The sequence below is a fragment of the Rhodococcus sp. KRD197 genome (genome assembly GCF_017168235.1).
Classification (GTDB): domain Bacteria; phylum Actinomycetota; class Actinomycetes; order Mycobacteriales; family Mycobacteriaceae; genus Rhodococcoides.
Map to the genome: position 1 here is coordinate 743,137 of NZ_JABFAO010000011.1, position 21,738 is coordinate 764,874.

At 65.5% G+C, this 21,738-nt stretch carries 20 protein-coding genes, 1 pseudogene and 1 riboswitch; of the genes and pseudogenes, 13 read left to right on the forward strand and 8 right to left on the reverse strand.

Translation table 11 applies throughout. The annotated features are described in order from the left end of the window. Positions 1–4: 4 nt before the first annotated feature. On the forward strand, positions 5–439 hold the full coding sequence (locus tag J1M86_RS19270) for a helix-turn-helix domain-containing protein (RefSeq protein WP_206511134.1): 435 nt from the start codon (positions 5–7) through the stop codon (positions 437–439). On the opposite strand, the gene J1M86_RS19275 is transcribed toward J1M86_RS19270, so the two are convergent. Both J1M86_RS19275 and J1M86_RS19280 read right to left on the reverse strand, forming a co-directional pair. Beyond that, a complete protein-coding gene (locus tag J1M86_RS19275; RefSeq protein ID WP_206510993.1) occupies positions 440–2,473 on the reverse strand; it encodes a glycosyltransferase family 39 protein in 2,034 nt (677 codons plus the stop codon). Then, the gene (locus J1M86_RS19280) at positions 2,470–3,681 is read right to left on the reverse strand and encodes a bifunctional glycosyltransferase family 2/GtrA family protein (RefSeq protein ID WP_206510994.1); all 1,212 of its coding nucleotides are present in this window, start codon (positions 3,679–3,681) and stop codon (positions 2,470–2,472) included. The genes J1M86_RS19275 and J1M86_RS19280 overlap by 4 nt, the downstream gene beginning before the upstream one ends. 97 nt (positions 3,682–3,778) lie before the next feature. Here J1M86_RS19280 and J1M86_RS19285 point away from each other — a divergent pair, with 97 nt between their 5' ends. Both J1M86_RS19285 and J1M86_RS19290 read left to right on the forward strand, forming a co-directional pair. Further along, positions 3,779–4,204, forward strand: a complete 426-nt coding sequence (locus tag J1M86_RS19285) for an HIT family protein (protein ID WP_206510995.1) — start codon at positions 3,779–3,781, stop codon at positions 4,202–4,204. Between the two features lie 30 nt (positions 4,205–4,234). Continuing rightward, a complete protein-coding gene (locus tag J1M86_RS19290) occupies positions 4,235–5,638 on the forward strand; it encodes an MFS transporter (protein ID WP_206510996.1) in 1,404 nt (467 codons plus the stop codon). On the opposite strand, the gene J1M86_RS19295 is transcribed toward J1M86_RS19290, so the two are convergent. Continuing rightward, positions 5,604–6,974, reverse strand: coding sequence for a cell wall metabolism sensor histidine kinase WalK (locus J1M86_RS19295; protein ID WP_206511135.1), 1,371 nt, complete (start codon positions 6,972–6,974; stop codon positions 5,604–5,606). The two genes, J1M86_RS19290 and J1M86_RS19295, sit on opposite strands and share 35 nt — an antisense overlap. 35 nt (positions 6,975–7,009) lie before the next feature. After that, positions 7,010–7,714: a response regulator transcription factor gene (locus J1M86_RS19300; RefSeq protein WP_206511136.1), complete on the reverse strand. Its 705-nt coding sequence runs from the start codon at positions 7,712–7,714 to the stop codon at positions 7,010–7,012. Positions 7,715–7,798: 84 nt separating this feature from the next. On the opposite strand from J1M86_RS19300, the gene J1M86_RS19305 reads away from it, so the two are divergent. The 4 genes from J1M86_RS19305 (at position 7,799) to J1M86_RS19320 (ending at position 10,755) form a co-directional block, all read left to right on the forward strand. Further along, entirely contained in the window at positions 7,799–8,800 is a 1,002-nt protein-coding gene (locus tag J1M86_RS19305; protein ID WP_206511137.1) for a permease, read from the forward strand. Next, a complete protein-coding gene (locus J1M86_RS19310) occupies positions 8,797–9,489 on the forward strand; it encodes a TIGR03943 family protein (RefSeq protein WP_206510997.1) in 693 nt (230 codons plus the stop codon). The genes J1M86_RS19305 and J1M86_RS19310 overlap by 4 nt, the downstream gene beginning before the upstream one ends. A gap of 13 nt (positions 9,490–9,502) precedes the next feature. Then, positions 9,503–9,573: riboswitch (guanidine-III (ykkC-III) riboswitch) on the forward strand. Between the two features lie 12 nt (positions 9,574–9,585). Further along, a complete protein-coding gene (locus J1M86_RS19315) occupies positions 9,586–9,900 on the forward strand; it encodes a multidrug efflux SMR transporter (protein WP_083668176.1) in 315 nt (104 codons plus the stop codon). Positions 9,901–9,954: 54 nt separating this feature from the next. Next, positions 9,955–10,755 carry an ABC transporter gene (locus tag J1M86_RS19320; protein WP_206510998.1) on the forward strand — a complete coding sequence of 267 codons (801 nt, stop codon included), beginning with the start codon at positions 9,955–9,957 and terminating at the stop codon, positions 10,753–10,755. Here J1M86_RS19320 and J1M86_RS19325 read toward each other — a convergent pair whose 3' ends face one another. Continuing rightward, positions 10,756–11,448, reverse strand: a complete 693-nt coding sequence (locus J1M86_RS19325) for a dienelactone hydrolase family protein (RefSeq protein ID WP_075841013.1) — start codon at positions 11,446–11,448, stop codon at positions 10,756–10,758. It abuts the gene before it with no gap. After that, entirely contained in the window at positions 11,445–12,584 is a 1,140-nt protein-coding gene (locus J1M86_RS19330; RefSeq protein ID WP_206510999.1) for an acyl-CoA dehydrogenase family protein, read from the reverse strand. Before J1M86_RS19330 ends, J1M86_RS19325 begins: the two co-directional genes overlap by 4 nt. Before the next feature lie 62 nt (positions 12,585–12,646). On the opposite strand from J1M86_RS19330, the gene J1M86_RS19335 reads away from it, so the two are divergent. Beyond that, positions 12,647–13,285 carry a TetR/AcrR family transcriptional regulator gene (locus J1M86_RS19335; RefSeq protein WP_206511000.1) on the forward strand — a complete coding sequence of 213 codons (639 nt, stop codon included), beginning with the start codon at positions 12,647–12,649 and terminating at the stop codon, positions 13,283–13,285. Here the strand turns inward: J1M86_RS19335 and J1M86_RS19340 are convergent. Then, a complete protein-coding gene (locus J1M86_RS19340) occupies positions 13,227–14,822 on the reverse strand; it encodes a helix-turn-helix domain-containing protein (protein ID WP_307786681.1) in 1,596 nt (531 codons plus the stop codon). The genes J1M86_RS19335 and J1M86_RS19340 overlap by 59 nt on opposite strands. 100 nt (positions 14,823–14,922) lie before the next feature. Between J1M86_RS19340 and pruA the strand changes: the two genes are divergently transcribed. The 5 genes and pseudogenes from pruA to J1M86_RS19365 all read left to right on the forward strand — a co-directional run bounded on the left by pruA (position 14,923) and on the right by J1M86_RS19365 (position 21,117). Further along, positions 14,923–16,563 (forward strand): L-glutamate gamma-semialdehyde dehydrogenase, encoded by a 1,641-nt coding sequence (gene pruA, locus J1M86_RS19345; RefSeq protein ID WP_206511001.1) that lies wholly within the window; start codon positions 14,923–14,925, stop codon positions 16,561–16,563. Continuing rightward, positions 16,560–17,504: a proline dehydrogenase family protein gene (locus tag J1M86_RS19350; RefSeq protein ID WP_075841011.1), complete on the forward strand. Its 945-nt coding sequence runs from the start codon at positions 16,560–16,562 to the stop codon at positions 17,502–17,504. The genes pruA and J1M86_RS19350 overlap by 4 nt, the downstream gene beginning before the upstream one ends. 90 nt (positions 17,505–17,594) lie before the next feature. Then, positions 17,595–18,839, forward strand: a pseudogene (locus J1M86_RS19355) (alanine/glycine:cation symporter family protein); the annotation flags it as partial. Between the two features lie 254 nt (positions 18,840–19,093). After that, positions 19,094–19,534, forward strand: coding sequence for an SRPBCC family protein (locus J1M86_RS19360; protein ID WP_206511002.1), 441 nt, complete (start codon positions 19,094–19,096; stop codon positions 19,532–19,534). Further along, on the forward strand, positions 19,531–21,117 hold the full coding sequence (locus tag J1M86_RS19365) for an NAD(P)/FAD-dependent oxidoreductase (protein ID WP_206511003.1): 1,587 nt from the start codon (positions 19,531–19,533) through the stop codon (positions 21,115–21,117). The genes J1M86_RS19360 and J1M86_RS19365 overlap by 4 nt, the downstream gene beginning before the upstream one ends. Before the next feature lie 26 nt (positions 21,118–21,143). Here J1M86_RS19365 and J1M86_RS19370 read toward each other — a convergent pair whose 3' ends face one another. After that, positions 21,144–21,581 carry an STAS domain-containing protein gene (locus J1M86_RS19370; protein ID WP_241260209.1) on the reverse strand — a complete coding sequence of 146 codons (438 nt, stop codon included), beginning with the start codon at positions 21,579–21,581 and terminating at the stop codon, positions 21,144–21,146. Positions 21,582–21,738: the final 157 nt, after the last annotated feature.

Here is a 21,738-nt window from a genome sequence, read left to right on the forward strand (position 1 = left end):
GACAATGACGGCGGAGCAATCTCGCGAGCAGGCCAAAAAGCAGTACAGCGTGTACCTGGAGAATTGCCCTGCGCATCAACTCCTCGAAACACTGTCCAACAAGTGGGTCGCCCTGGTTCTGTGTGCACTCGGCGAGGGGGCCCACCGCCACAGCGAGTTGCGCAGGGTCATCGCAGGCGTCAGCCAGAAGATGCTCACCGCCACGCTGCGCTCGCTCGAACGCGACGGAATCATCGTCCGCGATGTGATTCCCGGCTTCCCCCGACATGTCGAGTACCGTCTGACACCGCTCGGGGCGAGTCTGCTTCCCGTGGTGTACGGCATGAAGGAGTGGGCCGAGAACCACATGTCGGAGGTCCTCGCTCATCGCGAGTCTCTTGCCAGCCCTGTAGCTGCCAGCCCTGTAGCTGCCAGCCCTGTAGTTGCCAGCACTGTGTGATTACTCGCTCAGGTCGTACAGCGTCACTCCGTCGACGGTGGTGGAAGTGTAGTTCGCGGCAACCCATTCCGAGATCTGCGTCGAGGTGCCTGCCTCGCCACCGTCCATTCCGAAGCCCATGCCCCCGCCTGCGATGAAGTAGTGGATCTCGCCGTCTGCGACGTACTGCACAAACTCCTCGAGTGTCGGCGACGGGTCTGTGCCGTTGAAGCCGCCGATCGCCATGACGGGTTCCTCGGTGGCGAGCTGGTACCCGGAAGCACTGTTGGAGCCGATCGCGGCCGCAACCCAGGTGTAGGAGTCGGCGTCGGCTTCGAGCATCCCGGTGATGTCGGCTGACGGCGCGCTGCCGTTCAGCAGCCCACCGGCAGGCATCTGACCGGCTTCGAGCTGACCGAAGGGCATCTGACCGGCAGGCATCTGACCGGTAGGAGGTGCCTGCCCCGCGAAGCCGGCCCCGCCATCGGGCCCGTCCATCCCGCGTCCAGCGTCCATACCCGGCCGGCCCATACCCGTACCTGGTCCGCCCATACCCCCCGTTGCCGGACCGGCGCTGACGATCGACCCGGTGTGTGGGGTCCCGATCGTGTCCACTGCGTAGGCAGTGGGTCCGGCGAGTCCTGCGAACATGACCGCGAGAATCGTTGCGACAGAGATTCTGCCGCGTGTCGCCGCAGGAATCAGCAGTGCGATTGCCCCGATGATCCCTACCCCGAGCACCACCCACCGCAGCCATGGCAAGAATTCGGCACTGCGCCCCAACAGAACCCACGCGGTGGCGACGGCAGCGAGCGTGGAGGCGGAGAGTGCCAGACGCACCGGGTAGCGGTGACGGTGACGCCAGGCCAGCACGCTTCCCGCACCTATCAGAGCAGCGATCGCCGGTGCCAGCGCAACGGTGTAGTACGAGTGGAAGATTCCTGCCATGAAGCTGAATGTCAGACCGGTGACCAGCAACCACAGTCCCCACACGAGGAGCGCTGCGCGCTGCGGATCATCCCGGCGGACACGACCGCGCAATACGAGACCCGTCGCGAACAGGATCAGGGCCGAGGGAATCAGCCAGGCGATCTGGCCGCCCTGCGAGGCGTCGAACATGCGGGTGATACCGGTTTCACCCCACATTCCGCCGCCCGGTCCGCCACCTGGCATATCGCCACCACCGGGCATGTCCCCGCCACCGGGGGTGACGCTGCCGGTCTCGTCACCGTTGAGTCGCCCCAGACCGTTGTAGCCGAGGGTCAGCTCGAGAATGGAGTTGTTCTGCGATCCGCCGATCCACGGACGCGAGGATGCGGGCCACAGTTCGACTGCGAGCAGCCACCAGCCGGCCGATACGATCGCGGCTCCGAGCGCCGCGAAGAGTTGCAGCAGGCGCTTACCGAACTTCGGTGGGCCGGCGAGCAAGTACATCGCGGCGATGGGCGGAACCACGAGCATGACCTGGAGTTGCTTGGTGAGGAACCCGAATCCCACGAACACTCCGGTGAGCACGAGCCATCGGGTGCGCCCGTCCTCGACTGCGCGCATCGCCGCCCAGACTGCTGCGATCATGAGCAGCACGAGAAGAGCGTCCGGATTGTTGAACCGGAACATCAAGGCGGCCACCGGTGTGACGGCGAGTGTGAGTCCGGCGAGCAGGCCTGCCGCGGCACCGAATTGCCGGCGGATGGTTGCCCACAGCAACGCCACCGAACCGACACCGAGGAGCGCCTGCGGAACCAGCATCGCCCACGAGCTGAGTCCGAAAATGCGGACCGACAAAGACATCAGCCACAACGACATCGGCGGCTTGTCGACGGTGATCGCGTTGGCCGCGTCGGAAGAACCGAAGAAGAATGCCTTCCACGACACCGATCCTGCTTGGACGGCAGCGGAGTAGAAGGAGTTGGCCCAGCCCGATGCGCCGAGGCCCCAGATGTAGGCGACGGCCGTGCCGATCAGCAGCACTGCGAGCCCGATCCACTCCCATCGCCTATCCCTGACAGGCACCGGTGCAGGCACCTTCGGTGCGCTTTCGGTCAAGGTCGTCATTTCTGCACTCCTTTGTTGTTACGGAAAACCCAGCGGAGGGCAACGAAACGGCACACCGTCGCAACGAGATTCGCGACGACGAGTACGGAAAGCTCGACGAGCCGGGACGCCCCGGGCGCCCATGCGTGCAGCATCGCGAGTGACCCGCTGGTGATGAGCAGCGCGAACCCGAAAACGAGCAGACCTTGCACCTGGTGCTTGCCCGCGTCTGCGAGTCCACGGACGCCGAAGGTGAAGGCCCGGTTCGCGGCGGTGTTCAGGACGGCCGTGATCAGTAGGCCGAGGAAGTTCGCGGCCTGCGCCCCGACGATCGGGTGCAGTACCAGGTAGAGCAGTGCGTATGCGATGGTGCTCGCGACGCCGACGATGCCGAACCGCACCATCTGCCCGACCATTCCGTGCGGCACGCCGGCCACCAGCGGTTCACGTCCCAGACTGCGTCGTAGTTCTGCAACGGGCAACGCCCCCGAGGCGAGCGCCCGGCCGACGCGCCAGCACCCCTTCAGATCCTTCACGGCGGTGTCGATCACGTCGACGCTGCTGTCGGGGTCGTCGACCCAGTCGACGGGGACCTCGTGGATACGCAGGCCCGCCCTCTCGGCGATCACGAGCAGTTCGGTGTCGAAGAACCAGCCGGTGTCCTGTACGAGCGGAAGCAGCTCGCGCGCCACCTCTGTACGCATCGCTTTGAAGCCGCACTGGGCGTCGGAGAAGCGCGCGCGCAGCGAGGCCCGCAGAATGAGGTTGTAGCTACGCGAGATGAATTCGCGCTTCGCACCGCGCACCACCCGCGAGGACCGGTTCAGTCTCGAACCGATCGCGAGATCGGAGTGGCCCGACAGCAGCGGTGCGATCAGCGGCATCAACGCGTTGAGGTCGGTGGAGAGGTCGACGTCCATGTAGGCGACGACGTCGGCGGTGGATTCGATCCACACGGCCTTCAGCGCTCGCCCCCGTCCTTTTTCGTCGAGGTGGTGGACCCGGACCCCGGCGATCTCCCTCGCCAACTTGTCGGCGACGGCAAGAGTGCCGTCGGTGCTCGCGTTGTCGGCGATGGTGATCTGCGAGGAGAACGGGATGGTGTCCTCGAGGTGGGCGTGGAGTCGGCGGATGCACTGTTCGAGGTCGGCTTCCTCGTTGTAGACGGGAATGACCACCTCGAGCGTGGCTGTGGAAACCGAGCTCGTCACCAGCAGGTTCGATGTCATGATGTCGAGGTTCGCTCCCGCAGCTGCCACCACCCTGGGTTCGAGCTGGCAATGCGCTGTGTGCGGCTTCGCGTGCACAGCCGCATACCATGGGTGCATGGCATCGGTGTTCAGCAAGATAATCAGCGGCGACATTCCGGGACGGTTCGTATGGGAGGACGACAACGTCGTCGCGTTCCTGACGATTGCCCCGGTGACGCAGGGGCACACGTTGATCGTGCCGCGCGAGGAGATCGATCAGTGGCAGGACGTCGACGGGGCCGTTTTCGCCGAGTTGACGGGCGTTGCGCAGAAGGTCGGCCAGGCCGTCCGGAAGGGCTTCGACGCACCGCGCGCCGGGTTCCTGATCGCCGGTCTCGAGGTTCCGCACTTGCACCTGCACGTATTCCCGGCCTACGACATGGGCAATTTCGATATCTCGGGCGCCGACCCGAACCCGTCGCCGCAATCGCTCGACGAGGCAGCGGCGAAGATCAAGGCGGCGCTGCGCGAGCTCGGTCATGCCGCGAACGTTCCCGCCTGATCGGGCACTGGGAGCGTTCGTAGGATCTTGATGCACAGCACAGATCCGGCCGTCGTGGCGCGTCGGTCGCTGACCGTCGCCGCGATCGGCACCCTGTTGACGTTGGTCGCCTTCACCGCTCCACTGGCGACGATCAATCCGACAGCGCTGACGCTCGGCAGCGACCCCGCGGGGCGGACCTGGATTCTCAGCTCCATGAGCATCGGGTTGGGCGCAGCGCTGCTCACGACCGGAACGATTGCCGACGATGTGGGACGTCGACGCACGTTCGTCATCGGCAACGTCGTGCTCGCCGCTGGATCGGTGATCTGTGCGGTCGCGCCCGGCACGCTTGTGTTCGTCCTGGCCCGGATCCTGCAGGGGCTCGGAGGTGCCGCGGTGATGGCGTCGAGCCTCGGGATCATCGCGCACACGCACGCGCCCGGACCGGTGCGCGCCCGAGCGAGTGGGATCTGGGGTGCGAGCGTCGGTGCCGGCATCGCCCTCGGCCCGCTCGTGGTTGCAGGTCTCGACCGCCTCGCGTCGTGGCGCTTCGCCTACTGGCTGATGGCGGTGGGTGCCGTCGCCCTCGCGTTCGTGGCGCAACGGCTGCTGGTCGAATCACGCACGGACGCGCCCCGAGGTCTGGACCCGCTCGGCGCACTCCTGCTCGGTCTCGGTATGAGCGCGCTCCTCGCAGCTCTGGTCGAGGGCCGACAGGGATGGTCGCAGCCACTTCCCATCGTGTTGTTCGCGGCGTCCGCCCTCGTGCTGACGGTGTTCGTCTACGTGGAGTACCGCAACCGGAATTCGATGTTGGACCTGTCGCTGTTCACGCAACCGGCATTCGTCGCGGCCACGGTGGCGGCGTTGATGACCGGGGCCGGAATCATCGCGCTCATGTCGTTCTTGTCGGGTTTCCTCGGCAACGCGTACGGCATCGACGCTCTCGGGGCGGCGTTCCTGCTGTTCGCGTGGTCGGCCACCTCCGTAGCTACGGCGCTCCTCGCGCGCCGTATCCCCGCCCGCGTCTCGGGTACCACTCAGCTGGCCATCGGCCTGACGGGCGTGGCAATCGGCCAGGTTCTGCTCCTGGGTCTGTCGGAATCGTCGACGTGGGTCAGATTGCTACCCGGTCTGTTGGTTGCGGGTGTGTCGAGTGGAGTACTCAACGCCGCGCTCGGCCGCGAGGCGGTGTCCAGCGTGCCCGCGGGACGTGCAGCAATGGGCAGCGGGGCGAACAACACTGCGCGCTACGTCGGCTCTGCCCTCGGCGTGACCGTCGTCGCCGTCCTGGCCGTGCCGGTCGGAACTCCCACTGCGGCAGGCCTCGTCGAGGGGTGGAACAGTGCGGTGCTGTTCACAGCTGCGGCGTCGGTCGTCGGCGCCCTCGTGGTGGTGGTGTGCAGCACCCGAATAGTCACACCACCCGCGGCAACTCCACCCGGAAGGTAGCGCCTACCCCTGGCGCGCTGTCGACGGTGACGGTGCCGCCGTGCGCGGCGACGAGGGCCGCGACGATGGACAGTCCCAGTCCGCTGCCGCCACTTTCGCGGGTGCGCGAGGAGTCCGCCCGGTAGAACCGTTCGAACACGTGCTGGGCTTCTTCCTCGGACAGGCCGGGGCCGGTATCGCGCACCTCGAGCAGCACCGAGGTGTCGGTGGTACCGACACAGATCTCGATGCTCGCGTCCTGAGGGGTGTGCCGGATCGCGTTGCCCACCAGATTCCCCAGTACCTGCCGAAGCCGGGCATCGTCGCCGACTACCTCCGGTATCCCAGGACCGGGAAGCAACCTCAGCGTGATATCACGCTCCGGTGCAACGGCTTCGGCGTCGTGAACGGCATCGGCCGCGACGGAGAGCACGTCCACCGGTTTCGTCTCCAGCGGGCGCTGGGCGTCGAGACGCGCGAGCATCAGCAGATCCTCCACGAGCAGACCCATGCGAGCGGATTCGCCCTCGATGCGGTTCATCAACAGGGTGATGTCACTCATCGCGCCCTGCCGGTAGAGCTCGGCGAATCCGCGGATGGTTGTCAGCGGGGTGCGAAGCTCGTGGCTGGCGTCGGCGACGAACCTTCGCATCTTCTCCTCCGAAGCGCGAGCCGCTTCCTCCGATGCTTCGCTGGCCGCGAAGGCGCGCTGAATCTGAGACAGCATGCCGTTGAGCGCAATCGACAGTTTGCCGACCTCGGTGCGCTCGTCGCGCTCGGGGACACGCTCGTGTAGATCACCGGCCGCGATGGCGGCGGCGGTTTCCTCGACTTCGACGAGTGGCCGCAGACTGCGACGGACGATGAAGTAGGTCAGCACCGCGAGGATCGCGAGAACCACTGCACCGATGATCGATTGGAGGCCGACGAGCTGCTCGACCGTGAGTTCGACGGGCGTCAGGCTCTGCGCCACCGTCGTCGTGCCCTGCGAGTTCGACACGGTCAGCACGCGCCACCGAGTGTCTGCGCCGTCGATCGATCCGATTGTGACGGGGCTCGGCGCGTCGAGACCGTCGATATCGGGAATGTCGGATCCGGCGGTCTCCTCGAAAATCACCCCACCGTCGGGGTCGACGGACTTGACGTAGAAGTCGGTGGGCGGGCGTCGCACATCCGGCGGCGGCGGGAGATAGCGGTTCCTCGGCTCGGCCCAGCCGCGCGAGGCGTCGAGCAGGCTCTTGTCCACGCGGTCGACCAGTGATCGTTCGAGCGAGGACGTCACCGCGATTCCCGACGCCACCAGACCGGCGGCGACGAGCAGAACCAGGGCCACGACCAGCGACAGACGCAACGGCACATTGCGGGGCCGAATGCTCTTCGAGGACAGGGTCTTCACCGGGGCTGCCGCATGACGTATCCGACGCCGCGCAGGGTGTGAATGAGCCGCGTGTCTCCGGTGTCGATCTTGCGTCGCAGGTAGGACACGTAGGACTCCACCACGCCGACCTCGCCGCCGAAATCGTAGTGCCAGACGTGATCGAGGATGCGGGGCTTGCTGAGCACGGTCCCGGCGTTGACCATGAAGTAGCGGAGCAGCGTGAACTCCGTCGGCGAGAGTGACACCGCCTCGCCTGCCTTCCACACCTCATGTGTGTCGTCGTCGAGCTCTATGTCGGCGAAGGAAATGCGCGACGGGGCGGTCTCCTCGGTCCTGCCGGATCTGCGCAGGATGACGCGGAGTCGGGCGACCACTTCCTCGAGGCTGAACGGTTTGGTGACGTAGTCGTCAGCACCGAGCGTGAGTCCGGTGACCTTGTCCTCCACCGAGTCGCGGGCGGTGAGGAACAGCGCCGGTGCGTCGACGCCGTCCGCGCGCAGTCGTCGAAGCAGACCGAAACCGTCCATGCCGGGCATCATCACGTCCAGGATCACCGCTTCGGGACGGAAGGTTCTGGCTTTGTCGAGAGCCTCGGGTCCGGAGGCCGCGGTTCGCACGTCGAATCCTTGGAATCGGAGGCTGACCGACAGCAATTCCAGGATGGTCGGTTCGTCGTCGACTATCAGCACGCGCGCCTGAGGTGTTTCGCTCACTCCCACATCATGGACCGATCTTCTGCGCACTCGCTGCACTCTCGCTGTGAGGTTCCTGTGAACGGTGGACAACGTGCATGATGGTCGATGATGTTGGAGACCGAGCGGCCCGAGCGCAGCCGCGTGTCCATCAACTCCATGCACGTATTCGCATTTCTTCTCGTATCGGCGATCGTGTTCCGCGAGCAGATCGTCGGAGCAGTCGGCGCGATTCCCGAACTGCAGGCAGGCGCCACCATCTTCCTGGGCGTATTCGTCCAGGCCACGCCGTTCCTGGTGCTGGGTGTGCTGGTCAGCGGCGGCATTGCCGCGTTCGTGTCGCCGGCGATGCTGAAACGGCTGCTGCCGAACAACGAAAAAGCCGCGGTGGGAGTGTCCGGGCTGGCGGGGATGGCGCTCCCCGGATGCGAGTGCGGCGCCGTCCCCGTGTCCCGACGGTTGATGGACCAGGGTGTGCCGACGTCCGCGGCGCTGGCATTTCTGCTGTCGGCCCCCGCCATCAACCCGGTCGTGCTGGTGTCGACGGCCGTGGCCTTCCCCGGTGAGCCGCGGATGGTTCTCGCGAGGTTTCTCGGATCGTTGGCGACGGCACTCATCATGGGTTGGCTGTGGGCACGGATCGGCAAGACCGAATGGATCACGGCGAGGGTGAGTGCCCGCCATCAGGACACCGGTCGCTCCAAGTGGGAGTTGTTCTCCGAGGCGGCCCGGCACGATCTGATGCAGGCAGGAGCATTCCTGGTGTTCGGCGCCGGGCTGGCGGCCGTGCTGCACATCATCGTGCCGGACTGGGTGCTCGAACACCTGGCAGGTCAGATGCTGCTGGCGATCGGTGTGATGGCAATCCTCGCCGTCGTTCTCGCACTGTGCTCGGAGGCCGACGCATTCGTCGCGGCCAGCATGTCGATGCTTCCGTTGCTGCCCCGGTTGGTCTTCCTCGTCGTCGGTCCGGCCGTGGATGTGAAGTTGATGGCGATGCAGGCCGGTAGCTTCGGTCGCGGTTTCGTCCTTCGATTCGCGCCGGTCACCTTCGTCGTGGCCGTCGTGTGCGCGAGCATCATCGGGTACGTCGTCCTGGGCGGCGCCCGGTGAAACGCGAGACGCAGAACGTACTGCTCATGCTGGTCGGTGGCGCGGTGGTGAAGATTGCGCTCGACGGCAGTTTCGTTCGCTACGTCAAGCCGAGCATGCATCCGTATCTGCTGGTGAGCGGGGTCTTCATGATTGTGCTTGCTGTCGCCGCGATGGTCCGCGACATCCAGCGCGGCGGCCCCGAAGACCACGAGGAGCACGGCCACAGCAGCCGCCCGTACTGGATGTTGTTGATTCCCGCGGCGCTCATTCTGTTCGTGGCACCCCCGGCCCTGGGAGTGTCCTCGGTATCGGAGCGGGTCGTCACCGCGGGCCCGCTCGAACGCACGGCCTTCCCGCCGCTTCCGGGCGGCGCCAGCCCCGAGGTTCCGATGCTCGACGTAGTTCAGCGCGCGGCCCGGGACAACACCGGCAGCCTGAAGGATCGGGAGATCACCGTGACCGGTTTCGTGGTGGAGAACTCCGACGGCAGCGTCGATCTGGCGCGCATCCTCATCGTCTGTTGCGCGGCGGATGCACGGTCGATCCGGATTCATCTCGACACCGGTTCGAGTGCATGGGCCGAGGGTGATTGGTTGCGAGTTCGCGGGACCGTCGGGCAGTCGTCTCCGGAGACCGGGAACGTGCCGACGATGTCCGTGACCGGGGTCGAGCAGATTCCGGCGCCGGAGAACACGTACGCCTACTGATCGAAAAAAACTGGTACCGTCGTACTGGTCTCGATGACATCCGGACGAGCGCACCGTACCCGGCCAGCGACAAGACGGTGCAGGAGAGTGTTTGTCGTGGCGTGGATCATCCTGGTGGTCTCGGGTGTATTCGAAGCGATCTGGGCGACAGCCCTCGGCAAGTCCGACGGCTTCACGCGAACAGGTCCCTCGGTCGTCTTCGGTGTCGCTCTGGTGATCAGCATGGCCGGCCTGGCCTACGCGATGCGGACGCTACCGACCGGCACCGCCTACGCGGTCTGGGTCGGAATCGGCGCCTCGCTCACCGTCGCATACGCCATGGTGACCGGAGACGAGCCCGCTTCCTGGATCAGAATCGCGCTGCTCCTCGGACTGGTCGGCTGCATCGTCGGGCTCAAACTCCTGCACTGAAGCCCTGCACCGATGCGACACCGGAGAATGTGTGCGAGCGGTTACAGTAAAACCATGAACTGGGTGTCCGCGATCACACTGCCTGTACGCGCCGGGATCGCCGTCGCAGAAACGGCCCTGGAGGTTTCGAGCGCAATTCTCTCGACCACCCGTTTCGCAATGGAGGCGGGTGTCGCGACGCCGATGAATCTCGCGAACGCCACCAACCCCAAGGGTGGGACGATGCAGCTGATCACAGCACTGGGGCAGCTCACCTCCGATGACCGCGCACTCGGCAACGCCCTGCGCGAGGGCGGACCACTCGACCGCCTGCTCGCTCACGGCGGCGTCGTCGACCGACTCACCTCCGAGGAGGGAACGCTCGAAAGGCTCCTCGCGCAGGGCGGTCCAGTGGACCGCATCACCGCCACCGGAGGCCCACTGGATCGCTTGCTCGCCGAGGACGGGCCGCTGGAGCGACTCCTCGCCGAGGGCGGGTTGCTGGATCGAATAACAGCGGTCGACGGCCCGCTGGAGCGTCTCACCGCCGAGAACGGGCCGCTGGAGTTGTTGACGCGCGAGGGCGGCATCATCGAACGCGCCATCGAAGAGGACGGGATACTCGAGCAGTTGCTGGCCGAGGAAGGAGCCATCGAGCGTCTCACCGCCAAGGGTGGCACTCTCGATCAGCTGGTGACGCTCACGGATACCCTCGCCTCACTTGCCCCCAACATCGAGCGCATGGGGGTCAGCATCACCATCCTGCAGGACTCCGTCGAGATTCTCTCGCAGGCTGTCAATCCGCTCGGCGAACTGGTCGGTCGACTGCCGAACCGCTGGCTCAAGGGCAAACAGACGGTCCAGGAACTGCAGTAGCTATTTCAGGTGCGTGCCGAAGAAGTCGAACACTCGGCCGAACGCATCCTCCGCCTGTTCACCCCGCCAGCCCATGCCGGTGACTCGCGCGACTGCGGCCATCGGGCCCTTCGGTAGCGCGTTCGCAAAGCTGTGCGAGGCACCGGGATAGGTCTTGACGTCGTGGTCGATACCCTTGGCCGCCAGGATCTTCTCCACCTTCTTCCCCGCGCCGATGAGCGAAGGATCGTTCTTTCCATACGAGGCGACGATGGGGCATGCACCGTCGAGAACCTCCTCGAGATGCCTGGGGGTGACCCCGTAGAACGGGGCACTGGCGCCGAACCCCTTGGGCGAGAGCAGCAATGCGAAGCCGCCGCCCATGCAGAAGCCGACGATGCCGACCTTGCCGGTGACGTCCTCGCGTGCCTGCAGGAAGTCTCGGGCCGCGAGCAGGTCGTCGATCGCAACTCCGCTCTGTCCGAGCAGTGCCCGGAACACTCCGGTCACGCATTTTCTGACGCCGCCGCGGCTGTACAGGTCGGGTGCCAACGCCACGTAACCCTGGTCTGCGAAACGTCGGGCGATGTTTCTGGTGTCCTCGGTAAGCCCGAAGGCATCGTGCACGATGACGACTCCCGGACCACCACCCGCAGGGGCCTCGAGTACTGCGCTGATCGGTCCGGCTGGCGTCTCTACGGAGATCTCGGTCACGTACGCAGGCTACGCGCAATCACCAGACGTTGGATCTGGTTGGTGCCCTCGAATATCTGGGTGATCTTCGCGTCGCGCATGTATCGCTCGACGCGGAAGTCGCGGGTGTAGCCGTAGCCGCCGAACACCTGGACGGCGTCGGTGGTCACCTTCATCGCCGCGTCGGTGGCGACGAGCTTCGCGACGGATGCACCTCTCGAGTAGTCGAGTCCGGCGTCGCGACGCCGGGCCGCATCGAGATACGTCGCGCGCGCGGAGTCGACGGCGGCGGCCATATCAGCGAGAAGAAAGCCCAGACCCTGATGGTCGACGATTCTCTTGCCGAACGTGGTGCGTTCGTTGGCGTAGGCGACGGCGTCGTCGAGGGCGGCCTGCGCGATGCCGACTGCCACGGCAGCGATTCCGAGTCGGCCCGAATCGAGTGCGCTGAACGCGATCTGCAGTCCCTGCCCCTCTGTTCCGAGCCGGCGCTCGGCCGGGAGGACGGCATTGTCGTAGTGGGCCGACGTGGTGGGGACGGCGTGCAGGCCCATCTTCTCCTCGGGCTTGCCGAACGAGAGTCCCTGCTGATCCTTGGGGACCAGGAAGCAGGAGATGCCCTTGGATCCCTCGCCGGTGCGGGCGAACAGGTTGTAGAAATCGGCGATGCCGCCGTGGGTGATCCACGCCTTGGCTCCGTTGACTACGTATCCGTCCTCGGTCGGGGTCGCCTTGCAGGTCAGTGCGGCGGCATCGGATCCGGCCTGTGGTTCGGACAGGCTGTAGGCGCCGATTTGGTTGCCGCCGAGCATGTCCGGTAGCCATCGCTTCTTCTGCTCCTCGCTGCCGAATGCGAGCAGCGGCGAGCAGGCGAGGCTGTGCACGCTCACCGCGACGGCGACGGCCGCCCAGCGCGCCGCCAGTTCCTCGAGCACCTGCAGGTACACCTCGTAGGGTTGGCCACCGCCGCCCCACTCCTCGGGGAACGGCAAGCTCAGCAGTCCTGCCTCGCCGAGGGTGCCGAACACGCCCTCGGGGTAGGTCTCGTTCTTCTCGTGCTCGTCGACGAGGGGCCCTAAGACCTTGTCTGCGACGTCGCGGGTGAGCGCGATGAGATCGCGCGCTTCTGGGGTGGGCAGCAGACGGTCGACGGCCATGAGAAGACTCCTTGCAGTACTGTAGGTCCCCCGACAGTACTGCACGAGTATCGTCTACGACTATGACCGCTGCACACGCGACAGCTCGCCGCGCCGAACTCTTCGATCAGCTGGTCGCGCTCCTGCTGTCCGAGGGCTTCGCACACCTCACACTCGACGAGATCGCTGCGCGCCTGCGCTGCAGCAAGTCCACGCTCTACACTCTCGCCGGCAGCAAGGAACAGCTCGTACGCGCGGCAACCGTGCACTTCTTCCGTGGCGCCACCGAGCGAGTCGAGGCGTCGCTGACGTCCGTACGTGGCACCACCGAGCGGCTCACCGCGTACCTGTCGGCGGTCGGCGTAGCACTCGAGCCTGCATCGAGGCAGTTCATGGAGGACCTCGCGGCCTTCCCACCCGCCCGTGAGGTCTACGAACAGAACACCGCGTTCGCTGCGAAGCGAGTTCAGGAACTCATCGACGACGGCGCCTCGGCCGGTGACGTGCGCAGCGTCCATGCCGCTTTCGTCGCAGATGTCGCAGCGTCGACGATGGCTCGGATCCAGACACGCGAGGTCTCCGAACGTACCGGCCTCGACGACTCACAGGCCTACGCCGAACTCGCGGCCCTGCTCACCACGGGCATCACTGGAACCACGGGAGTTACGGGGCCGCCACGCGCAGCTGCAGCTCGATCAGCACCCGCTCGTCCGCGTTCCTGAGATCCGCACCGAGTATCTCTTCGACCCGTTTGATTCTGTACCGCAACGTGTTCGGGTGCACCCGCAGTTGCTCGGCGGCACTCCTGACGTCGCCGAAATGCGCCAGATAGACCCGAAGACTCTCCGTCATGGTCGAACCGTTCCGCACGTCGTACTCGGCGAGTTTCCCGATTCGAGGATCGAGCAGATGCTCGTGATTGGCGACGAGCTCGACGATTTCCCCCAGCAACACCGAAGTGCGGGACTCCTCGAGTGTCGTGACGCGATCGTTCCCCGTCGTCCGATCGAGCACCCGGTCCACCTCCACGCGCGCCGCTGCCACATCGGACAGCGTCGCGACCGAGGTCACGAGTGCCGCCCGGGTTGCCGTACCCGTTCGCATCTCGATGCGAGCGATGGTCTCGCGCGTCCAGGATTCGAGCGAGCGGGCCGCGACCTCCCCTGGGAACAGCACGTAGATGCGCTCGCCCATCGCGGTGGCCAGTGAGGACCGGTGAAACGCGCTGGCGTGCAACCGTAATGCACCGGATAGGTGCACGGTCGCTTGATCACCCACACCGGCGAAGCCCACCACCGCGGCCGGCATCGTCGGTGAGATCGACAGCGAGGCAGCAAGAGAGGGCACATCGACTCCGCCGCCGCGCGCTCCGAGCAGACGTTGGATCTGCACGGCCTCGTTGGTCGGCGCGTCGACGATGCGTTTGATCAATCGGGCCGCGACCGCCGCGGCCCCGCGCAGCACTGCGTCGGCGTCGGGCGCGACCGGGCGCCCACCCTCCTGTACCCAGATCGCGCCGAGGGTGGTGACAGCGCCCGAGGCGTCGGGAATGGACCGGATGCCCACAACGAGGCGGCGCCGGATACCGAGGTGCTCGTCGGCGGGAACCTCCACCACCTCGTCGCTGGCTCGGATGCGGTCGAAGACGCCCCATTCGCGCAACTTCCGCAGATAGTCCGCGGGCCCCTCGCGGCCGAGGATGGACAGGGTCCGCAGTTCGTCGGCCGCGTCGTCGGCGGCCGAGTAGGCGAGCACGTGCGAACGCTCGTCCTCGATACTCACCATGCCTTTGGTCAGTGCGGCCACCGTGTGCGCGAGTCCGTAGAGATCGGTATCCTCGCCGATCGGATCGGATTCGACGCGGTGCACGGAATGATCGAGCACGCCGCGGACCATCGAAAGCAGTCTCTCCCAACGCGTTTGCGCATGAACCGAGATCAGGGCAGTGCCAGCCTGACGGGCGGCATGTGCCATCGCGATCGAAGCGCCCTTGACCATCACTGCATGCGGCCGTAGGGGTGCGGTACGCAGCGCGAGCTCGTCGAGCCAGGCCACCACGAGGGGCTCGGGTACCCCGACGAGGAGGCACAGGTCGGCCCCTGCAGCTGGGTCTGCGACATCATCGGCATCGAGCAACGTGACCGAGCCGATCGCCACCTCGGTGCCCATGGGAGCCACCACCAACTCGGCGAATGCGCCGTGTATCGCTCGCAGCAGTGCCTTCAGGCTCACCCCGCTCAGTGCCGAATCTTCGTCCACCTGGACAAGTCAACCACAGAATTCTTGGCCGATCGGAAGAATACTTGCGCTCGGAAGCCGACTTCAATGACAGGCACACCCGCACAAGAAGGAGGCCACCGTGGACGCCGTCACTTCGGTACCGACCCCGACCAACGAGCCTGTGGGCTCGTACGCCCCCGGCAGCGCAGAACGTAGCCGCCTGCGTATCCAACTGGACGCACTGCAAGCGAATCCGGTCGATATTCACCAGGTCATCGGTGGGGTCCACCGCACAGCAACCGGGACACGCGAGAATGTGGTGCAGCCGCACCGGCACTCGTCCGTCATCGGAAGTTTCACCAATGCAACGCACGAGGACGTGCGCGAGGCCATCGATGCTGCCGCGGCCGCTGCACCCGGGTGGCGCGAGCTCTCGTTCGACGATCGCGCCGCGGTGTTCCTCCGCGCCGCCGATCTGCTCGCCGGGCCCTGGCGCGAGAAGATCGCTGCCGCCACCATGCTCGGGCAGTCCAAGTCCGCGTACCAGGCCGAGATCGACGCCCCCTGCGAGCTCATCGACTTCTGGCGCTTCAACGTCGCGTTCGCCCGTCAGATCCTCGCCGACCAGCCGGTGTCCTCACCCGGCGTCTGGAATCGCGTCGAGTACCGGCCGCTGGAAGGGTTCGTCTACGCGATCACCCCCTTCAACTTCACCGCCATCGCCGGGAACCTACCGACAGCGCCCGCCCTGATGGGCAACACCGTGCTGTGGAAGCCGTCACCGACACAGTCCGTCGCCGCGTACCTGACGCTGCAGCTTCTCGAGGCAGCAGGCCTCCCGCCCGGCGTCATCAACCTGGTCCTCGGCGACGGCCCGCTCGTCTCCGAGGTAGCTCTGAACGATCCACGCCTGGCCGGAATCCACTTCACCGGATCCACCGCGACCTTCCAGCGTCTGTGGCGCGAGGTGGGCAACAACATCTCGAACTACAACTCGTATCCCCGGCTCGTCGGTGAAACCGGCGGCAAGGACTTCGTTCTCGCCCATTCCTCGGCTGATCCCGAGGTCCTGACGACCGCTCTCGTTCGCGGCGCTTTCGATTACCAGGGCCAGAAATGCTCGGCCGCGTCGAGGGCCTTCGTACCGAAGTCGGTGTGGGCAGCAATGGGCGAGAGGTTCATCGATCAGGTATCCGAACTGAAGTACGGAGACGTCACCGATCTGTCCAACTACGGCGGAGCTGTCATCGATCGACGCGCCTTCGACCGAAACGCCGCCGCACTCGAACGCGCCAAGTCCGCGCCGGGCCTGACCGTTGCGGCCGGCGGCACCTGCGACGATTCCGAGGGTTACTTCGTCTCGCCGACAGTGCTTCTCGGTGACGACCCGACAGACGAGGCCTTCTCCACGGAATACTTCGGGCCTATCCTCGCGGTGCACGTGTACGAGGACGCCAAGTACTCCGAGATTCTGAAGCTCGTCGACACCGGTTCGAAGTACGCACTCACCGGTGCGGTCATCGCAAACGACCGCATGGCCGTCGACGACGCACACAAGGCGCTGCGGTTCGCAGCCGGCAACTTCTATATCAACGACAAGCCGACGGGCGCCGTGGTCGGCCAGCAACCGTTCGGCGGCGCACGTGCATCGGGCACCAACGACAAGGCCGGATCACCACAGAATCTGCTTCGCTGGGCGTCGGCACGCACTGTCAAGGAGACCTTCGTACCCGCGACCACCCACCGATACCCACATCAGGACGGCGAGGGAACGACATGACGACCGTGCTGAACAACCCGCTTCGGCCGGCGCTGCTCGCGGCTGCGCGGTCACCGAAGCTCGAATCGGCGATGAGCAAGATGCGCATCACTCGGCAGCTGGTGGACCGATTCGTGGCCGGCGAGTCCGAGCCGGAGGTGGTCGCGGCGGTCGCATCGCTGCTCGAATCAGGCAGGACCGTCTCCGTCGACTACCTCGGGGAGGACACCACCGATGCCGCACGGGCCAGCGCGACGGTCGAGGCCTATCTGTCTCTGTTGCAGGCATATTCGACGATCGATGCGAGCCCACGTTCGTTGGAGGTGTCACTGAAACTGTCGGCATTGGGACAGGGCATCGACAGATCTCTCGCCCTCAGGGGCGCTCGAACCATCTGCGCGGCAGCGGAAGCTGCAGGCGTGTGGGTGACGGTCGATGCCGAGGACCACACGACAACCGACTCGACGTTGTCGATCGTGCGCGAGCTGAGGCAGGACTACCCCGATCTGGGCACCGTGCTGCAGGCGTACCTCGAACGCACGGAGGACGATTGCCGGGAGCTCTCGGGCCCGCGCTCGCGAATCCGGTTGTGCAAGGGCGCCTACAACGAACCGGCTTCGGTCGCATTTCAGAAGCCGGCGGACGTATCAGCGTCGTATCTGCGATGTTTGCGGGTGCTCATGAACGGCGACGGGTACCCGATGGTGGCATCGCACGATCCCGAAATGATCGACGCGGCAGATCGTTTCGCGCGTGAGTCCTCGCGGGGAACCGAAAGCTACGAGTACCAGATGCTGTACGGAATCCGGGAACTCGAACAGCAACGGCTCGTAGCCGAGGGTAATCGCGTTCGTGTGTACGTCCCCTACGGCGACCAGTGGTACGGGTACTTCATGCGTCGTCTCGCGGAGCGTCCCGCGAACCTGATGTTCTTCTTCCGGTCGTTGGTGTCGAAGAACTGAACGGTACCGGTCAACACCACGTAAACAATTGTGTCGATCGTTCGTCAACCGGGGCCATCGCGGCGCCAATAGCACTAACTCAGCCACTTCCGAGCCTTGACCGCGGCAGTGTCAGGAACCGTCGGCCTCGGCAACATCGCAGGCGTCGCGGTCGCAGTCACGCTCGGTGGCCCAGGAGCCACCCTGTGGATGATCCTTGCCGGCTTCCTCGGTATGGCGTCGAAATTCGTCGAATGCACCCTCGGCGTCAAGTACCGCGATATCAACGAGGACGGCACCGTCTCCGGTGGGCCGATGAAGTACCTCACCAAGGGCCTCGCCGAACGCGGGCTGGTGAAGCTCGGCAAAGTCATGGCCGTCTTCTACGCCATCGTCATCACGTTCTTCGCCATCAGCGGCGGCAACATGTTTCAGGCCAACCAGACGTTCGCACAGGTGCGTGCGGTCACCGGCGGCGAGGAGGGCATCCTCGGTTCCGACGGCGCCAAGACCATCTTCGGGATCGGTATCGCCCTGATCATCGGCTTCGTCATCATCGGCGGCATGAAGTCGATCTCCGCGGTGACCTCGAAACTGGTGCCGTCGATGGCGATCGTCTACATCCTCGCCTGCGCCGTGGTCATCGGCGTCAACATCACTTCGGTCCCGTCGGCGTTCGTGGCGATCTTCGAAGGCGCGTTCTCCCCCGAGGGCGTCGCCGGCGGCATCCTCGGTGTGATGATCATCGGCTTCCAGCGCGCCGCCTTCTCGAACGAGGCCGGCCTCGGATCCGCCGCGATCGCGCACTCTGCAGTCAAGACACGGCATCCCGTCACCGAGGGATTCGTCGCCATGCTCGAGCCGTTCATCGACACCGTCATCATCTGTACCGCCACGGCACTGACGATCGTCATCGCCAACACTCAAACCTGGCAGGACCAGCGGGAAGTAGTCGCCGAGACCGGGGAGCTCCCCGCCGGCGGCGTCACGCTCACCTCCGACGCATTCGAGACGGTGCTGCCTTGGTTCCCGTACGTGCTCACCGTGGCTGTCGCGTTGTTCGCGTTGTCCACTGCCATCACCTGGGCGTACTACGGCCTGCAGGCATGGACCTCACTGTTCGGGCGCAGCCGCCTCTCGCGGAACTTCTTCAACACCATGTTCTGCGTGTTCACCGTCATCGGCACCGTGCTCTCCCTCGGCTCGGTCCTCGACTTCGCCGACGCCACGCTGTTCCTGCTGGCACTGGTGAACATCACGGGGCTCTACTTTCTCCTCCCCGTCGTCAAGCGCGAGCTCGCCGGATACCTGGCCATGCGACGCGGGGAGCGCGACGAGGAATCGGTCGACGCATAGCCCGCCCGCTGACATGACCAGCTCGGAACGGTGAAGTTCTGCTTGTTGCGTGGTTCGACCGTGGAGCGATCCCGCAGGCTGTGTTTTCAACCCACGGGATCTGATGCTGAATCTCGTCCGGACGAGACACTGCACCGGAACTGGGCATGCCCTGCGGATGCAACACCGAAACCAGGGGTTTCCGCACACCGCCGTCAGGGCATGCACGAGGAAGCACGAACAGTGCGGGGAGCAAAAGCAATTCGGAGGCCACGATGTCGACCACAACGGAGACGACCGCCACAACCGATCAGGTCTGGAGCGTCCTGGCGGACGGCTGGTCCTACGCGACCTGGGTGGTGGGGGCGTCGCGCATCAGAGCTGTCGACTCGAACTGGCCGGCCGTCGGCAGCCGTATCCACCACTCGGTCGGCCTGTGGCCTTTGGTCCTGAACGATCACACCGAATCGACGAGCATGCACGAAGGACGTGAGCTCGTGATGTCGGCGCGTGCTCTGCCGTTCGGTGCGGCGAGTATCACCCTGCGTTTGCATCCGCTGCCGACCGGATGTCGTATAGAGATGATCGAGCACGCGCAGACTGCGCCGTTCACCGCCATCCCGAAGTCCGTCCAACATGCGCTCGCTCATCCTCGCAACCACGAGGCGGTTCGACGCCTGGCTCTTCTCGCGGAAAGGTCGACCACTCCGTCATGACCGTCACTACCGCCGACGCCGTAGTCATCGGGGCCGGGCCCAACGGCCTCGCCGCTGCAGCGACTCTCACTGATGCAGGGTGGGATGTCGTGATACTCGAGGCGGGACACGAGCCCGGTGGCGCTGTGCGCAGCGCCGAACTGGTGCCCGGATACACCAGCGATCTGTTCAGCGCGTTCTATCCTCTCGGTGCCTCGTCACCTGCGATGACCGCCCTCGAACTCGAGCGTCACGGCCTCGAGTGGCGCCGCTCTCCCGCGGTCTACGGCCACGCCAGGTCGGCGGATGACGAGAACGCCCCGGTGGTCCACAACGACGTCGCCGACACCGCTGCCGCGCTCGCTGAACACGATCGACGTGACGGCGACGCCTGGCTGTCGCTGTACGAGGAGTTCACCCGGATCAAGAAGCCGCTTCTCGACGCGTTCTTCACCCCCTTCCCACCCGTCGGAGCGGCGGCATCGCTGGTGCGCACGCTGGGTCCGGCCGGAATGCTTCGATTCACGCGTTTCATGGCTCTGCCCGCGCGGGCCATGGCACACGAGACGTTCCGCGATTCCGCGGCGCGATGCCTGCTGCTGGGCAACGCGATGCACGGCGACGCGCCCGTCGACGCCCCGGTGAGCGGAGCGATGGGTTATCTGTTGACGATGCTGGCTCAGGACGTGGGTTTTCCCGTCCCGAAGGGCGGGGCGAGCGCGTTGACCGCGGCGATGGTCCGGCGCACCGGGGCGGCGGAACTGCGATGCAACAGCGTGGTCACTCGGATCGGTGTCGAGAACGGTCGTGCACGGTCGGTGCACACGGCCTCGGGTGAGACGGTGCGGGTGCGCCGTGCCGTCATCGCCGACGTTTCTGCGCCTGCGCTGTATCAGGATCTGCTACCCGCCGAGGCGATCCCGCGCCGTATGCGTGAGGACCTCGAGAAGTTCGAGTGGGATACACCTGTGGTGAAGATCAACTACGCGCTCGATCAGCCGATTCCATGGCGGTCGAAGAGTTTGTCCGACGCTGGGACCGTGCATCTCGGGGCCGACGACGACGGACTGCTGCGTTGGACCACCGACATGTCCACCGGCGTCCTGCCGAAGCGCCCGTTCATGTTGTTCGGTCAGATGACGACGGCCGATTCGACGCGATCACCCGCCGGGACCGAGAGCGCGTGGGCGTACACGCACCTGCCGCGGGGGATCATCGACGACGCCTCGGCCGACACGATCGCCGATCGCGTCCTGGCGGTGCTCGAGGACCACGCGCCGGGATTCGAATCGGCGCTCGTCGGACAGGTGGTGCAGCGTCCCTCCGACCTGTTCGCCTCGAACGCAAATCTGCACGGCGGCGCTGTCAACGGCGGTACCGCGCAGATTCAGCAGCAGTTGATCTTCCGGCCGACGCCGGGTCTCGGACGAGCGGAGACCCCCGTCGAAGGGTTGTTCCTTGGGAGTTCGTCGGCGCATCCCGGTGGCGGTGTTCACGGCGCGGCAGGTACCAACGCTGCACGGGCCGCTCTGGGGCAGCACGGGCTTCTCGGACCCCTACGCAAAAAGGTGACCAGCTCCCTATTGGAGCTGGTCACCCGGTGATCGCGTGATCGAGGCGCAAGGCTGGATCAGCGGCCGGCGAGACCCTCGTCGACCGACTTGAACCGCTGGACGGTCGGCACAACAGACGCCGCCTCGAGTAGGCGGTAAACCGGATGCCCCTCGACGAGGCACCAGCTCGACCCTGCCGCCTGGACAGCCTCGTCCAGGGCCGTGAATACGTTCAACCCGGCGATCCCGAAGAACCCGACAACGGACAGATCGAGCACCAGACGCACATCGCTTCCGACGCGTGCGCACACGTAGTCGGACAGGATCGGTGCGCTGCGCGTGTCGATGTCACCGTGAACCTTGACGACCAGCTGGCCGTAGCCGGCCGGTGTCGCGCTGAAGATAACTCCGGTCGACGCAACCGACACCGATGTTTCGCAGGCGAGTCGAACGCTTCCCGCGCTCGTGTCTTTCAAGCTGTTCTTGTCGTTCAAGCCGTGTGGAGTAACAGTCATGGCCATTCCCATCGTCGAAGTGGGAGGAAAGCGCATACAGGTGCTCGGCAGTCCGTCAACCGGATGAGCTGCTCACGTTGCGTCTTCCCCAACAACGGCTGTTATCTCAACCGTCTTCGACTCTACGGCACCGATCGCGTCCCGTACACCCTCCCAC